Here is a 15,435-nt window from a genome sequence, read left to right on the forward strand (position 1 = left end):
CGAAGCACCGGGTTCACCGCCGGATCAGGGTCCGGACCAGGCGCACCCCCTGCCCGAACGACACCTCGGGCAGGTAGGCGCGGCCTACCGCGTTGCCGATGCTCGGCAACGCGACGGGGTCCGGGAAACACATGTGCATCGGGTCGTACCGCGGCTGGAACTTCGACTTGAAGGCAAGCAACGACCGGAACCCGTACACCGGCTCGAGGGTCTGGCCCAGCACCTCGAGCACCGAGTCCAGTGCCTCGGACAGGCCCGGCCGGACGTCGTCCGCGGGCGCGGCCGTGACGGTGTCGTCGCCCTGCTGCACCGTGGCCAGCGGCGCCCCGGACAGGCTGACGAACTCCGCGCCCTCCTGTTCGAGCGTGATCGCGGCCGACGCGATGAGGAACTCCATCGCCGGCCGGAAGCCCTGGTGCAGACCGTCGGCGCGCCGGCGCATGAAGTCCAGCGTCCAGCCCACCACCACGCCGTCGCGGTACACCGGCAGCCACGACGTCACCCCGTGCACGGTGCGCTGCTCGTCGACGGCGATCAGGCAACGCACCTCGGGGTCGTCCATCTCCTGCAGCCCGCCGAGCGTGAACCCCATCTCGGGCATCCCCTTGTCGGCCACCCACTCCTCGGAGATGGCCGTGATCTGGTCGGTGATCGACAGCGGTGCGGTCGAGAAGCTGATCCACTCGGCGGTGATCCCCGACTTCGCGGCGCGGTTGAGCGCGGTGCGCACGTCCTGGAACTTCTTGCCGGTGAACGCGATCGAGCCCAGATCCAGCACCGTCTCCTCGGCGACCTGCACACCCACCCAGCCCAGGTCCTCGGCCGCGGCCCGGACGTCCCCGGTCACCGAATAGAAGCACGGTGTCCAGCCGTTGGACGCGGCGAACTCGGCGAACCCGACCACGTCGTCCCGCACCCGGTCGCGCCGGCCGACCGGCCCTCCGGTGGTGAGCGCGACACCGCCGATGACGCGGTACGCCACGTAGCTGTCGCCGGCGGCGCCGAACCAGTACGAGTTGCCGTGCCAGGTCGTCATCCACGACAGCGCGCTGCCCGACCCGGAGGTGAGGATCGCCCGGGCCCGCTCCGCCGCGCCGCTTTCGGCCCCGTACGCGGGTCGCAGGAATGTGCCCGCCACCAGGAGGCAGGCCACCACCCAGAACACGACGCCGGTCCACTCGTAGAGCAAGGTCGACGCCCAGTCGACCGGCAGCAGCCGCGGATCGAGCATCTGCAGGTACACCGGCGGGACCAGACGTTCGGGGAAGTCGGCGATCAGTGTCGTCATGGTCGGCCGGCGGTCGAAGCCGCCCCGCGCCCACATCCCGCCCAGGACATAGAGGACACCGAGCCCGACCACCAGCGCCCCCAGCTCGGCGGACATCCGGAGATACGTCTTCGGGGGCGCCTTGACATCGAACAGTTTCCGCGTCGCGAGCAGCAGGATCACCAGCGCCAGCGGGGTCAGGAACGGGATGAGTGTGCGGTAGACATTGGGCGATTCCAGGCCGTAGAAGAGCGTCTCCTCGTCGGCCACGTCGATGTAGCGGACGACGAAGTTCAACAGCGACAGCGCCAACAGCACCACCTGCGCGACGGTGGCCGCGATCCACGCGAACCGCCGGCCGCGCCGCAGCCCGTCGCACAGCACCAGCAGGAACACCGACGGCATCAGGCTGAGCAGCGTCGGGCCGATGCCGGACAGCCGCAGGTCCAGCTCGCCGCGCCGACAGTCGGGATCGGTCTGTGACGCCTCGCAGATCTCGCGCACCTCGGCAGCCGTCCAGGGCACGCCCCGGAACAGGTCGCGCAGCACCGCGAGCGGCCCGACGGCGTGCGGCGACAGCGCCGCGAGCATGGTGCCGATGGAGGTGGCCGCGACCACGATCGCGACCAGCACCCGCCCCTCGCGCCGGGTCCCCGAGATCCGGGGCCCGCGCGCGGACCGGCCCACGATCCACGGCCCAAGACACAGGCCCACCACGACGGCACCCAACCGGATCACGTCCTGCAACTGTCCGGCGAACAGCACCAGCGTGATCGTCAGCGCCAACAGTCCGACGCGGATGCGTCGGCGCCACAGCGTGTCCATCGACGCGCTGGCGACCATCACGACGCCGACGATCCAGGTGGTGGGGCCGACCGCGGTCCCGATGTGCAGACGGAAACCCCAGTCGGAGTCGAGCATCTTGACGACAGTCGCCACGGCCAGGCCGAGGACCGCCCCCGCCACCTGGGTGACCGCGGCCGACACCGCGAACCGTCCCGACCCCATCCGTCGTTCGATCGGGGCCGCGACAAGGAACACGAGAACGGTCGCACCGAGATAGCCGGCAAGTCCGGACGCCCACAGACCGGCGGTCAACGGAGTCCACAGCCGCCAGTGCTCGATCGGCCCGATCCCGACCGCCAGGTGCCGATCGACGAGCTGGGTGGGGCCGTGCACGAGCGAAGCGGTCGCGAAGCCCAGCACCCAGATCACCGCGAGCAGCGTGACGCTGACCGGGGCGCCGGTGACACCGTGCCGGAGCAGGTCTACGACCCGCCGCCCGTACCGCCGCAGCGTGTTCACGAGATCAGCCCCATCCTCTTCGCCAGCCAGTCGAGTTCCTCCCGTAGACCCGTGGACCAGACCGAGAAGCTGTGGGCGCCCGGTACTTCCACGTACTGCACGTCCATGCCCGCGTTCTTCGCCGCCTCGAACACCTTCTTCGCGCCGCCGCGGTACGCGTCGTCGCGGTCGCCCATGACGATGATCCCCGCCGTGTCCGGGTAGCGACGCGTCTTCATCAGATCCATCGGATTGGCCGCCACGAAGGCGGCCTCGTCGCCGCCGAACGCCTCGTCGACGGTGCGCTGCCGGTCCCCGAGCGTCGGTTCCTCCTGCCCCGACAAGTCGAGGAACGTGGGATACACCTGTGGGTAGTTCGTCGCCAACTGCAGCGCGCACGTCCCGCCGTAGGACAGACCGGCCACCGCCCAGGAGCGGGGATCCGGGTCGACCTGTAGATGCGACTTCGTCCACGCGGGCACGTCGACCGCCAGATAGGTGGCGACGTTCCCGAGCTTGGAATTCATGCACAACGGGTTGGCGAGCTGCGACCCGGTGCCGTCCGGCACGACCACGACCGGCGCGAGCCCGTGATGGGCGCGCGCGAACGCGTCCATCGTGGCGGCCAGCTTGCCGCCGTTCAGCCAGTCCTCGGGCGATCCCGGCTGCCCGGCGAGCAGGACCAGCACCGGCAGCAGCGGCCGAGGACTGACGAAATACGACGGCGGGAGATAGACCACCGCGTCGCGCGCCGCGAATCCCGACGTCTCCCCCGGGATCGGCGCCGACGCGTACCGTCCGCTGTCGGGCATGCCGCCGGGGACCTGCGGCGCCCACGCATCCTCGAGTGGGCGACCGGTGACGACCGGTCCCGTCGGCGGGGGCACCTCGGCGAAGTCGATCCGGTCGGGGTCGGGCAGACCGAGCGCCGTACCCACCGTCGGATAGGCGTAGAACACCTGATTGATCTGCACCGCCGCGACTAGCACCACCGTAGCGGCCGCCAGGACCGAGACGGGGATCATCCACCGGCGCCCGGCCACGATCCGCGGGACCAGCAGCAGCACCGCCCACAACCCGACCCCGATCCACAGATAGACCGGCTTCTCGACCGGATCGGGGAACGGCCGCCAGACGTGCTCGACGATCACGTACAGGGCCGCGGTCATCGCGGCCGCCCCGACGATCGACAGCGGCAGCGCCCACCGCAGGAACCACCGGCGGCGATCGGCGCACAGCCAGCCCGCCCCGAGGATGCCGAGCACCACGACGATCACCGGGAGCGGCCCGGACACCAGGGACACACGATCGAGCCAGCCGAACATCGGACCTCCGCCCCTGACGTTTCCCCCACCGGTATACCGCGCCGCGGGGGCGGTGCGACCCATACCACACCGACGCGCCGAAACTTACTACTGGCAGTAGTAAGCATTCGGAGCGGGCGGTCCGTAGAATCGCAGCATGGCTGGACTCGGCGAGCTCGAACGCGCGGTGATGGACCACCTGTGGTCCATGTCGGAACCTCAGACGGTGCGGCAGGTGCACGAGGCACTCGCCGCACGACGAGAGCTGGCGTACACCACGGTGATGACCGTGCTGCAGCGTCTGGCGAAGAAGCACCTCGTCATCCAGCAGCGCGACGACCGCGCCCACCGGTACCTGCCGGTGCACGGACGCGACGAGTTGGTCGCCAGCCTCATGGTCGATGCCCTGCAGCAGGCCGACGCGTCCGGTGAGCGCGCCGCCGCACTGGTGCATTTCGTGGGACAGGTGGGCGCCGACGAGGCCGCCGCGCTGCGTGAGGCTCTCGCCGCGCTCGAGGCGTCGGAGTCGGACAAGGCCGTGCAGACCGGCGATCCGGTCCACCCGACCGGTCTCCGCCCGGGCACCGGCCGCGCGAGTTGAGACCCCTCACCTGCCATGACATGTAAACGATGAACGCCCCCACGGCGTTGGCATTCGGGGTGCTCGCGCTCGCTCTCACGGGACCCGTGCCGGCCCTGCTCAGCCGCGCACGGTGGACGTTCCGTTCCCCGCGGGCGGCCCTGGTGCTGTGGCAGGCCGTCGCGCTGGCCGCCGTGCTGTCGGCATTCAGTTCCGGGCTCGCCATCGCGAGCCGGCTGCTCGTACCGGGCCCGGACGGCCGACCCACCACGGAACCGACCGCCGAGATCGACGCGCTGGGGCTTCCGCTGTGGATCCTCTACGTGGTCGTGTTCGGACTGACTCTGTTGATCGGTGCACGGCTGATCTTCTCGATCGTGCGGGTGGCGATCCACACCCGGCGACGCCGCGCCCGCCACCGGATGCTCGTCGATCTCCTCGATCGCGGCGACGTCGACATATCGTCCGCGTTGGGCCGCATCTCGGACGTTCGCGTGCTCGACGCCGCGGAACCGATCGCGTACTGCCTGCCCGGGCTCCGGCAGCGGGTGGTCCTCAGCGAGGGCACGCTGAACTCGTTGAACGAGGCCGAGATCACCGCGATCCTCACCCATGAGCGTTCGCATCTGCGGGCCCGGCACGACCTCGTGCTCGAGGCCTTCACCGCTGTGCACCAAGCTTTCCCGCGGGTCGCGCGCTCCAAGTCGGCACTCGGATCGGTGCAGCTGCTCGTCGAGTTGCTCGCCGACGATTCCGCGGTGAAGGTGACCGGCCCGGCACCACTGGCCCGCGCGCTCGTCACCTGCGCGGGCTCCACGGCACCGCGCGGGGCGATGGCCGTCGGCGGTCCGAGCACGCTGGTGCGTGTGCAGCGCCTCACCGACCCGACCGGAGACGTCCGCATCGCCGTCGCCGCATACATCGGTGCGGCCGCGATCCTGGTGATCCCCACGATCGCCGTGGCCGTGCCGTGGCTGGTCGAGTTGAGCCGCCTGTTCTCGGTGTCCCATCACTGATTGCGCGCAGTAACGCTGGTCACAGCGCCGTGCCGGATCCTCGACACCGATCGAGATCGCGTACACTCGTTTGCGACCGCCATCGCGGTCCGATCAATCAATGTAGGCACACAGCCCCATCTCACCCGCGCAAGGCGCTCGGATGGCCAGGTGAATTGTGCCCTGGCTCGTCTCTTCGTGCGGCTGCGTGACAGCCCGCTCCGCGACGTGCCCGACGTCCGGAGAGGTAATTCCGCGTGACTAATGCTGCCCAAGATTCCGCTGCTCGAAACGAGAACGAGCCAGCAGTCGAGATTCCCGAGACCACGGTCGACACCGTGACCACCGAGGTGACGGCCGACGCCGTCGAGACCACCGAAGCTCCTGAGGTTTCCGAGACCGAGTCCGCCGAGGCCGACGGCACCGCCGAGGCCGACGGCACCGTCGAAACCGACGAGGCGACCGGCCTGACGTTCGCCGAGATCGGGCTCCCCGAGCCCGTGGTCGCCGCGCTGGCCCGGAACTCGATCACCAGCCCGTCCCCGATCCAGGCCATGGCGATCCCGGATGCCATCGCCGGCAAGAACATCCTCGGCCGCGCCCAGACCGGTTCGGGCAAGACCCTCGCTTTCGGCCTCCCGATGCTCGCCCGCCTCGCCCGCCACGACGAGCGCCCGGCCCCCAAGCGTCCGCGCGCCCTCGTCCTGGTGCCCACCCGCGAACTGGCCTTCCAGGTCGTCGAATCGCTGACCCCGTACGCGGGCTCGATCGGCCTGAACGTCAAGGCCGCTGTCGGTGGCACGCCGTTCACCAAGCAGGTCGATCAGCTGCGCCGCGGTGTCGACATCCTGGTCGCCACCCCCGGTCGTCTCGGCGATCACCTGCGGCAGAACACCTGCATCCTCGACTCCGTCGAGATGACCGCGCTCGACGAGGCGGATCAGATGGCGGACATGGGCTTCCTGCCCGAGGTCCGCACGCTGCTCGGCGACACCCCCGACGAGAGCCAGCGGCTGCTGTTCTCGGCGACGCTCGACAACGACGTCAAGACCCTCGTCCGCGAGTTCCTGCCCGAGCACGAGCTGCACTCCACGCAGGACGGCCGCGCCTCGGTCACCACGATGGACCACTACGTGCTGCTGGTCGATCGTGGCCAGAAGGACGCTGTCCTCGCGGAGATCGCGTCGCGTGAGGGCGGCCGCACGATCATGTTCGCGCGCACCAAGCTCGGCGCCGAGGGCATCACCGAACGTCTGCGTGAGCAGGGTGTGGCGGCGGAGTCCCTGCACGGCGGCAAGGCGCAGAACCAGCGCACCCGCGTGCTCGAGCGCTTCAAGAACGGCCGCACCCCGGTGCTCGTCGCGACCGACGTCGCGGCCCGCGGCATCCACGTCGACGGCATCGACCTCGTCGTGCACGTCGATCCCCCGGCCGATCACAAGGACTACCTGCACCGCGCGGGTCGCACCGCGCGCGCCGGCGAGGCCGGTGTGGTCGCCGCGATCGTGCTGCCGAACCAACGTCGCCAGTTCCGTCGTCTGACGGGCATGGCCGGCGTCAACGCCACCGCGGTGCCCGTGGCACCGGGCTCTGAGGAGCTCGCGACCATCACCGGCGCCCGCACTCCCAGTGGAGAACCGGTGCGCGAGAGCCACTTCCGCAGCGAGCGTGACGGCCGCGGCGATCGCCGTGAGCGGTCGTTCGGCGACCGTGGTCCGCGCCGCGAGGGCGGCTTCCGCGGCGGCAACCGTGACGATCGTGGCCCGCGCCGCGACTTCGGGGACCGTGGCCCGCGCCGGGACTTCGGTTCGCGTGACGATCGTCCGAGCGGCCAGCGCAGCTACGGCGATCGCCCGCAGGGTGACCGCAGCTTCGGTGACCGCGACAACCGCTCCTTCGGTAACCGTGACGATCGTGGCCCGCGCCGGGACTTCGGCGATCGGGACAACCGTGGCCCGCGCCGCGACGGCGAGGGTGGCGGCTTCCGCGGCAACTCGAGCAACCGTGACGGCGGCTTCCGGGGCAACCGGGACGATCGCCCCCAGGGTGACCGTCCGCGCCGCGACTTCGGTAACCGCGACAACCGCTCCTTCGGCAACCGCGACGACCGCGGCCCGCGCCGCGACTTCGGTAACCGCGACAACCGCTCCTTCGGCAACCGCGACGACCGCGGCCCGCGCCGCGACTTCGGTGACCGCGACAACCGTGCACCGCGCCGCGACGGCGACGGTGGCGGTGGCGGCTTCCGGGGCAACCGGGACGGTGGCGGCTTCCGCGGCAACGACTCGCGGGGCGGCGGCTTCCGCAACGACCGCAACGACCGGAACGAGCGCAGCTTCGGCGATCGCGGTCCCCGTCGGGACGGCGACAACCGCTCCTTCGGTAACCGCGACGATCGTGGCCCGCGCCGGGACTTCGGCGATCGGGACAACCGTGGCCCGCGCCGCGACGGCGACGGTGGCGGCTTCCGGGGTAACCGGGACGATCGCGGCCCGCGCCGGGACTTCGGCGACCGCGACAACCGGTCGTTCGGAGACCGCCGCAGCAGCGGTGCGCCGTCCGAGCAGCGTTCGAGCGGCTTCCGTAGCCGCACCGACCGCCGCAGCTACGACGGTTTCGACGGCCCGAGCCGCGGCCGCAACCAGTAACACGCGGACCGGTCGGTGATCGATCGGTAGACCTGAGCATCGGCCCCGGCCGCCCGTTGACGGGCAGCCGGGGCCGATGTGCGTGACGGGTGCCATATCTCGAACAGCGGGGCCGGTTCGCGTTTCGCGGGGGTGACGAGGGAAGCTGTAACCATGACCACCGAGACCTCTGCCAGCACCGAGGCTGCCCGCGCCCAGATCGGCGTTACCGGGCTCGCCGTTATGGGATCCAACATCGCCCGCAACTTTGCCCGCCACGGCCACACCGTGGCGCTGCACAACCGCAGTGTCGCCAAGACCGATGCGCTGATCGCCGAGCACGGTAGCGACGGTGATTTCGTCCGCACCGAGACCATCGAGGAGTTCGTCGGCGCGCTGCAGAAGCCGCGACGCGTGCTGATCATGGTCAAGGCCGGCGACGCGACCGATGCGGTCATCGAGGAACTCGCGAACGCGATGGAGCCCGGTGACATCATCATCGACGGCGGCAACGCGCTGTACACCGACACGATCCGTCGTGAGGCGGCGCTGCGCGAGCGCGGTCTGCACTTCGTCGGCGCGGGCATCTCCGGCGGCGAGGAGGGTGCCCTCAACGGCCCGTCGATCATGCCCGGCGGTCCCAAGGAGTCGTACGCGGCGCTCGGCCCGCTGCTCGAGTCGATCTCGGCGCACGTCGACGGCACCCCGTGCTGCACGCACATCGGCCCCGACGGCTCGGGTCACTTCGTGAAGATGGTGCACAACGGTATCGAGTACGCCGACATGCAGCTGATCGGCGAGGCCTACAACCTGTTCCGTGACGCCCTCGGCTTCGACGCCGACAAGATCGCCGACGTGTTCACCGAGTGGAACGCGGGCGAGCTCGAGAGCTACCTCGTGGAGATCACCGCGGAGGTGCTCAGGCAGAAGGACGCCGAGACCGGCAGGGCACTGGTCGACGTCATCGTCGACGCCGCCGAGCAGAAGGGCACCGGCCGCTGGACGGTCAAGTCCGCGCTCGATCTCGGTGTGCCGGTCACCGGCATCGCCGAGGCCGTGTTCGCCCGCGCGCTGTCCGGTTCGCGTGACCAGCGCAAGGCAGCGCAGGGGCTGGCGTCGGGCGACCTGGGTGCCAAGCCGACCGATGTCGAACAGTTCACCGAGGATATCCGCCGCGCGCTGTACGCATCGAAGATCGTCGCGTACGCGCAGGGCTTCGATCAGATCCGCGCGGGCAGCGAGGAGTACGACTGGAACCTCACCCCGGGTGACCTGGCGACCATCTGGCGCGGCGGCTGCATCATCCGGGCCCGCTTCCTGAACCGCATCAAGGATGCATACGACAGCAACCCGAACCTCACGTCGCTGATTGTCGAGCCGTACTTCCGCGAGGCGATCGAGAACGCGATCGACAGCTGGCGTCGCGTGGTCGTCACCGCGACCACCCTCGGCATCCCGGTGCCGGCGTTCGCGTCGTCGCTGTCGTACTACGACGGCCTGCGCGCCGAGCGCCTGCCGGCGGCCCTGACGCAGGGCCAGCGCGACTTCTTCGGTGCGCACACCTACGAGCGCATCGACAAGCCGGGCAAGTTCCACACCCTCTGGAGCGGTGACCGCTCCGAGATCGAGGCCTGAACCTCGTCGGCGGACAGATGACGGGGGCGGACGCGACCAGCGTCCGCCCCCGTCGCACGTCCGCGGTCAGGCGCCGTGGATTTGCCGGTGCAGCACGTGCACGTCCTCGACGAGTTCCGGGATCGGTCCGACCACGGTGACACCGGGGGCGACGGCCTGGATCGGCAGCGGGCTCACCGGGGCCGGCGCCACCCCCATCTCGGTCAACCAGCCCACCAACTGTTCGGTGGAGGCGACGTAGACGATCCGGCCCAGACCCACCCAGGCGTGCGCGGCCGCGCACATCGGGCAGTGTTCGCCCGAGGTGTAGACCGTCGCGCCGGCGCGCTCGTCGATGGTCAGGTTCTCGGCGGCCCAGCGGGCGAGTTCGAACTCCGGATGCCGTGTCCGGTCGCCGCCGGCGATCCGATTGCGGTCCTCGGCCACCGCGGTGCCGTCGGCGGTGGCGAGCACCGATCCGAACGGCTCGTCGCCGGCCAGCAGGGCCTCGGCGGCGAGATCGACGCACCGCTGCAGGTGCCGGAACTCGGCGTCGGACACCGACGGCCTGGAACTGCGGGATTCGGACACGTCTACCTCCTCGTGGACCGTGGCGCGAGAGGATCGTCCACGGGAAAAGCTGAATTCTGTCATCCGCCGTACGCGGTAACCTGTGACTTCACACGCGAGCTGCGTCTGTGCCCGGGTCTGCGGCCCGGTTTCTCACCGGCCCTTACGGAGGCACCCCATCCCGATGTCCGACCGCTCCGACGTCACCTTCGCACAGTTGGGGCTTCCGCCCACGCTCGTGCACGCATTGGGCCGGGACGGGGTGAAGACCCCGTTCCCCATCCAGGCGGCGACGATCCCGGACATCCTCGCCGGACGGGACGTGCTCGGCCGGGCGCCGACCGGGTCCGGGAAGACGCTCGCGTTCGGGTTGCCGATGCTGGTGCGGCTGATCGGAAAGGCGAGCCGACCGGGTCGCCCGCGCGCCATCGTGTTGGTCCCCACCCGTGAGCTGGCCGCCCAGATCGACAAGGCGCTCGACGAGTCGGCGCTCGCGCTGGGCCTACGGATCGCGCTGCTCGTCGGCGGGGTGCCGTTCAAGGGGCAGGCGGTGCGGCTCTCGCGCGTCGCGGACGTCGTCGTCGGCACGCCCGGCCGGATCGCCGATCACCTCGCGTCGGGGACGATCACGCTCGACGACGTCGTGGTCACCGCCGTCGACGAGGCCGATCACATGGCCGAACTCGGGTTCCTCCCCCAGGTGACGGAGGTGCTCGACCGGACGCCCACGCAGGCGCAGCGGCTGCTGTTCTCCGCGACGCTGGACGGCGAGGTCGACGCCCTGGTCCGGCGGTATCTCACCGATCCGGTGCTGCACGCGACCGCGCCGCCGGAGGCGTCCGTCGAGACGATGACGCACCACGTGCTGTACGTCGAGCGGTCGGACAAGGCGGAGGTCGTCGCGCGGATCGCTTCCCGGGCGGGACGCACGCTGCTGTTCGTGCGGACCAAGCACGGGGTGGACCGGTTGCACGAGCAGCTGCGAGCCGTCGGCATCGACGCGGGCGCGCTGCACGGCGACAAGCCCCAGGGCTACCGGACGCGGACGCTGGCGGAATTCGCCGACGGCACCCGACCGGTGCTGGTCGCCACCGACGTCGCCGCGCGCGGCATCCACGTCGACGACGTCTCCCTCGTCGTGCACGTCGATCCGCCGACCGAATCCAAGGCCTACCTGCACCGCGCGGGCCGCACGGCGCGGGCCGGCGAGGCCGGCGCGGTGGTCACGCTGGTGACCGAGGACGAGCGTGCCCCGGCGGCGAAGGTTATGCGTGCGGCCGGCGTCGAGGCGGAACCGATCGCGGTCGGACCGAACGACCCGCGGCTGGCCGCGATCACCGGTGCACGCCGTCCCAGCGGCGTGCCCATCCCGGATCCGGTGGCGCCCCAGCGGACGGCCGACGAGCGGCCGACCCGGGTGTCGCTGCGCGGCACCGCGCTACCGCCCCGCGGCGCCGCCGGGCAGAAGGACCGCGACGGGGCGCAGAAGCCCGGCCGCGGCGACCAGCGTCGGGCCCGGCCCGGTGCGGCGCCGCGCAGCCGTCGACGCCGCGGGGGTGCCTGAGCGCCATGCTCGCCTCCGTCCTGTGCGCACTGGTCGCCGCGTTCCTGTTCGCGTGCGCGTCGGTGGCGCAGCAGAGCGCGGCATCGCAGGTGCCGGAGGAGCAGTCCCTCATCGCGTCGCTGATGCGCAGTCCCCGCTGGTGGGCGGGCCTGCTCGGCGACGGCGGCGGCTACCTGATGCAGGTGGTGGCGTTGGCGCTGGGTTCGGTGCTGGTGGTGCAGCCACTACTGGTGACGGCATTGCTGTTCGCGTTGCCGCTGTCGGCGCGGTTCTCGGGGACCCGGTTCCCGCGCAGTTCGTGGGGGCTGGCGGTCGCGCTCAGCGCCGCGCTGGCGGTGTTCCTCGTCGTCGGCAATCCCACCGCGGGCGGCGTCGACGCCCCGTGGGCGCAGTGGGCCGTCCCGCTCACCGCGGTGGTGGCCGCCATCGCGGTCGCGACGCTGGTCGGCCTGTCCCCGCGGGTCGCCCCGGGTCGGCGGGCGCTGCTGCTCGGCGCCGCGAGCGGCGCGCTGTACGGGGTGGCGGTGGCGTTCACCAAGTATGTGACCGATCTGTTCGAGCGCGGGTTCGTCGAGGTGATCGGCGCGTGGCAGACGTACGCGCTGCTCGCGGCCGGGATCGTCGGCGTGTATCTGCAGCAGCGCGCCTTCCAGGTGGGCCCGCTGTCGGCGTCGCTGCCGGCGATGACGATCGGCGAGCCGGTGATCGCGGTGTTCCTCGGGATGACGGTGCTCGACGAGCGCCTGCGCGTCTCCGGCGTCGGGATCGCGGTCATCGTGGTCGCCGCCGCCGTCATGGTGGGGACGACGATCGCGCTCTCCCGCGATCAGGCCGCACTGCAGCGGGCGCCCGAGCCGGTCGCGGACTGACGGGAATGCCCGGCGGCCGGTCCGCGTTGCACCCCCGAGAATGAAATCCAATCTTCAACTATCGGGTTCGCCCGATCCACATCAGGAGGAAGCATGGGTTCGACCACCCGCTCGGGACAGATCTTCCGCCTCGGCGGCCCGTGGCAGGCACTCGATCCGTTCCTGTTCGCGGTCCACCACGTCGACCACTATCCGGAGGGCACCGCGGACATGACGCCCGCCGTCGACGTCTCCGACCGCCCGCTCGGCCAGGACTTCGGCAATCCGTCCGGCTGGAACATGTACCACGGCACGACGGTGCCCGGTTTCCCCGCACACCCGCACCGCGGGTTCGAGACCATCACGATCGTCCGGCGCGGCTTCGTCGATCACGCCGACTCCACCGGCGCCGGCGCCCGCTACGGCGGCGGCGACGTGCAGTGGGTCACCGCGGGAGGCGGGGTCAGCCACTCGGAGATGTTCCCCCTCCTGAACACCGACCGCGACAACGACTTCGAGCTGTACCAGATCTGGCTGAACCTGCCGGCCCGCAACAAGTCCGCGCCGCCGGAGTTCAAGATGCTCTGGAACGAGGACATCCCCGCCGTCGAGGTCGTGGGCGAGACCGGCACCGCGCACGTGCGGGTGATCGCCGGCCGCTTCGGGGACCGGGACGCGCTGGCACCGCCCGCCCACTCCTGGGCGGCCGAGGACAGCGCCGACGTGGCCATCTGGCTGGTGGACCTCGAACCGGGCGCGGCGATCGAACTCCCCTCCGCGGCCTCCGCCGACGCCCGGCGGGTCCTCTACGTCCACGGCGACGGGGCCCGCGTCGACATCGACGGCACCGCCGTCGAATCCGGGTGGGGCTACGCGCCCGACGACGGCGACAGCCTGTCCGTGCGCGCGGACACCCGGTCGACGGTGTTGATGCTGCAGGGCGTGCCGATCGGCGAGCCGGTCGCCGCGCAGGGCCCGTTCGTCATGAACTCCGAGCGCGAGATCATGCAGGCGTACAACGACTACCGGACCACCAGGTTCGGCGGCTGGCCGTGGCCGTCGGAGGCCCCCGTCTACAGCCGCGAGACGGGCCGCTTCGCCCGCTACGGCGACGGACGACTCGAACGCCCCGAGTCGGCACCGGCAGACGACACGGACCCGACGCTCGCCTGATACCGGGCACGGCGCCGGTGCGGGCAGTACGCTCGGCCACTGTGGAGTTCCTCGAAGGGCACCGCCCGCCGTACGACCTCACCTACGACGACGTGTTCCTCGTCCCGAACCGGACCGACGTCGCGTCGCGCTTCGACGTGAGCCTCGCGACGTCGGACGGGTCCGGGACCACGATCCCGATCGTCGTCGCCAACATGACCGCGGTCGCGGGACGGCGGATGGCCGAGACCGTCGCCCGGCGCGGTGGGCTCGTGGTCATCCCGCAGGACGTGCCGTCGTCCGCGGTCGCCGAGACCGTCGATTTCGTCAAGAACCGGCATCTGGTGGCGGACACGCCGATCACCCTCGATCCCGAGGACGCCGTCTCGGATGCGCTGACGCTGCTGCACAAGCGCGCGCACCGGGCCGCCGTCGTCGTCGACGGCGGCAAGCCGGTCGGGGTGCTCACCGAATCGTCCTGCGCGGACGTGGACCGCTTCACACGTGTCGGCGCCGTCGCGGTGCGCGACTTCGCGACCGCGCCGGTGACGGCGACACCCCGCGAGGTGTTCGCCCTGCTGGAGTCGCGGCACGATCCGCTCGCGGTGATCGTCGACGCCGACGGCATGCTCGCCGGCGTCCTCACCCGCACCGGCGCCATCCGGGCCGGGATCTACACACCCGCGATCGACCAGCACGGCCGACTTCGCGTCGCCGCCGCGGTCGGCGTCAACGGAGACGTCGCGGCCAAGGCGAAGGCGCTCGCCGATGCGGGCGCCGACCTGCTGGTGCTCGACACCGCGCACGGACACCAGCAGCGGATGCTCGACGCGCTGCGTTCGGTCGCCGCGCTCGGCCTGGGGGTCCCGCTCGTCGCCGGCAACGTGGTGTCCGCCCGAGGCACCCGGGACCTCATCGAGGCCGGCGCGAACATCGTCAAGGTCGGCGTCGGCCCCGGCGCGATGTGCACCACCCGGATGATGACCGGTGTCGGCCGCCCCCAGTTCTCCGCGGTGGCCGAGTGCGCGGCCGCCGCGCGCGAACTGGGTGCGCACGTGTGGGCGGACGGGGGCGTGCGGCATCCGCGCGACGTCGCGCTCGCGCTGGCGGCGGGCGCGGCGAACGTCATGGTCGGGTCGTGGTTCGCGGGAACGTACGAATCGCCCGGCGAGCTGCGGATCGACCGGGACGGCAACCGGTACAAGGAGAGCTTCGGGATGGCGTCCAAGCGGGCCGTCGCGGCCCGCACCGTCGACGACACCGCGTTCGACCGTGCCCGCAAGGGTCTGTTCGAGGAGGGCATCTCCACCTCCCGGATGCTCCTCGATCCGGCGCGACCGGGCGTCGAGGACCTGCTGGACCACATCTGCGCCGGGGTCCGCAGCACCTGCACGTACGCCGGTGCCCGGACCCTCGACGAACTGCACGACAAGGCCGTCATCGGCGTCCAGTCGGCGGCCGGGTTCGCGGAGGGGCGTCCGCTCCCGTCCGGCTGGTGACTCCCCCACCCACAGCGCGAACGCATGTCCGTTTCATCCCATTCATGCCTCGACCGGTACAGTGGAAGCTCTATTTCCGGAAATATGATCGGCGCAGCATCCGTTGTTCGTGACGTAATGCGCCGCCCGAC

At 71.0% G+C, this 15,435-nt stretch carries 11 protein-coding genes; 8 read left to right on the forward strand and 3 right to left on the reverse strand.

Translation table 11 applies throughout. The annotated features are described in order from the left end of the window. Window positions 1–13 precede the first annotated feature (13 nt). Together HUN07_RS14300 and HUN07_RS14305 are read right to left on the reverse strand one after the other, a co-directional pair. Window positions 14–2,572 (reverse strand): DUF2156 domain-containing protein, encoded by a 2,559-nt coding sequence (locus HUN07_RS14300; protein WP_174910435.1) that lies wholly within the window; start codon window positions 2,570–2,572, stop codon window positions 14–16. Beyond that, a complete protein-coding gene (locus HUN07_RS14305; RefSeq protein WP_174910437.1) occupies window positions 2,569–3,876 on the reverse strand; it encodes an alpha/beta hydrolase in 1,308 nt (435 codons plus the stop codon). Before HUN07_RS14305 ends, HUN07_RS14300 begins: the two co-directional genes overlap by 4 nt. A 136-nt stretch (window positions 3,877–4,012) precedes the next feature. Between HUN07_RS14305 and HUN07_RS14310 the strand changes: the two genes are divergently transcribed. The 4 genes from HUN07_RS14310 to gndA all read left to right on the forward strand — a co-directional run bounded on the left by HUN07_RS14310 (window position 4,013) and on the right by gndA (window position 9,692). Beyond that, complete coding sequence (locus tag HUN07_RS14310; protein ID WP_174910439.1) at window positions 4,013–4,456, forward strand: BlaI/MecI/CopY family transcriptional regulator; 444 nt, start codon at window positions 4,013–4,015, stop codon at window positions 4,454–4,456. A 29-nt stretch (window positions 4,457–4,485) separates the two neighbouring features. Beyond that, window positions 4,486–5,451: a M56 family metallopeptidase gene (locus HUN07_RS14315; protein ID WP_174910441.1), complete on the forward strand. Its 966-nt coding sequence runs from the start codon at window positions 4,486–4,488 to the stop codon at window positions 5,449–5,451. Window positions 5,452–5,687: 236 nt separating this feature from the next. Continuing rightward, entirely contained in the window at window positions 5,688–8,078 is a 2,391-nt protein-coding gene (locus HUN07_RS14320; RefSeq protein WP_441346771.1) for a DEAD/DEAH box helicase, read from the forward strand. A gap of 153 nt (window positions 8,079–8,231) precedes the next feature. Next, window positions 8,232–9,692: an NADP-dependent phosphogluconate dehydrogenase gene (gndA, locus tag HUN07_RS14325; RefSeq protein ID WP_114723535.1), complete on the forward strand. Its 1,461-nt coding sequence runs from the start codon at window positions 8,232–8,234 to the stop codon at window positions 9,690–9,692. A 66-nt stretch (window positions 9,693–9,758) separates the two neighbouring features. On the opposite strand, the gene HUN07_RS14330 is transcribed toward gndA, so the two are convergent. Continuing rightward, window positions 9,759–10,262 carry a nucleoside deaminase gene (locus tag HUN07_RS14330; RefSeq protein WP_254622510.1) on the reverse strand — a complete coding sequence of 168 codons (504 nt, stop codon included), beginning with the start codon at window positions 10,260–10,262 and terminating at the stop codon, window positions 9,759–9,761. A 163-nt stretch (window positions 10,263–10,425) separates the two neighbouring features. Between HUN07_RS14330 and HUN07_RS14335 the strand changes: the two genes are divergently transcribed. The 4 genes from HUN07_RS14335 (at window position 10,426) to HUN07_RS14350 (ending at window position 15,304) form a co-directional block, all read left to right on the forward strand. Further along, the gene (locus HUN07_RS14335) at window positions 10,426–11,805 is read left to right on the forward strand and encodes a DEAD/DEAH box helicase (protein WP_174910445.1); all 1,380 of its coding nucleotides are present in this window, start codon (window positions 10,426–10,428) and stop codon (window positions 11,803–11,805) included. 5 nt (window positions 11,806–11,810) lie between these two features. Further along, complete coding sequence (locus tag HUN07_RS14340) at window positions 11,811–12,674, forward strand: DMT family transporter (RefSeq protein WP_441346772.1); 864 nt, start codon at window positions 11,811–11,813, stop codon at window positions 12,672–12,674. A gap of 93 nt (window positions 12,675–12,767) precedes the next feature. Then, window positions 12,768–13,826, forward strand: a complete 1,059-nt coding sequence (locus tag HUN07_RS14345; RefSeq protein WP_174910447.1) for a pirin family protein — start codon at window positions 12,768–12,770, stop codon at window positions 13,824–13,826. Between the two features lie 41 nt (window positions 13,827–13,867). Further along, window positions 13,868–15,304 (forward strand): GuaB1 family IMP dehydrogenase-related protein, encoded by a 1,437-nt coding sequence (locus HUN07_RS14350; RefSeq protein ID WP_174910449.1) that lies wholly within the window; start codon window positions 13,868–13,870, stop codon window positions 15,302–15,304. The last annotated feature ends 131 nt before the right edge of the window (window positions 15,305–15,435 follow it).

Source organism: Rhodococcus sp. W8901, assembly GCF_013348805.1.
Classification (GTDB): Bacteria; Actinomycetota; Actinomycetes; order Mycobacteriales; family Mycobacteriaceae; genus Prescottella.

Excerpts from the sequence above, each read along its gene's own strand:
- HUN07_RS14335 (WP_174910445.1), top strand. The coding sequence starts at position 10,426 with ATGTCCGACCGCTCCGACGTCACCTTCGCACAGTTGGGGCTTCCGCCC.
- HUN07_RS14305 (WP_174910437.1), bottom strand. The coding sequence starts at position 3,876 with ATGTTCGGCTGGCTCGATCGTGTGTCCCTGGTGTCCGGGCCGCTCCCG.
- HUN07_RS14310 (WP_174910439.1), top strand. The coding sequence starts at position 4,013 with ATGGCTGGACTCGGCGAGCTCGAACGCGCGGTGATGGACCACCTGTGG.
- HUN07_RS14345 (WP_174910447.1), top strand. The coding sequence starts at position 12,768 with ATGGGTTCGACCACCCGCTCGGGACAGATCTTCCGCCTCGGCGGCCCG.
- HUN07_RS14315 (WP_174910441.1), top strand. The coding sequence starts at position 4,486 with ATGAACGCCCCCACGGCGTTGGCATTCGGGGTGCTCGCGCTCGCTCTC.
- gndA (WP_114723535.1), top strand. The coding sequence starts at position 8,232 with ATGACCACCGAGACCTCTGCCAGCACCGAGGCTGCCCGCGCCCAGATC.
- HUN07_RS14340 (WP_441346772.1), top strand. The coding sequence starts at position 11,811 with ATGCTCGCCTCCGTCCTGTGCGCACTGGTCGCCGCGTTCCTGTTCGCG.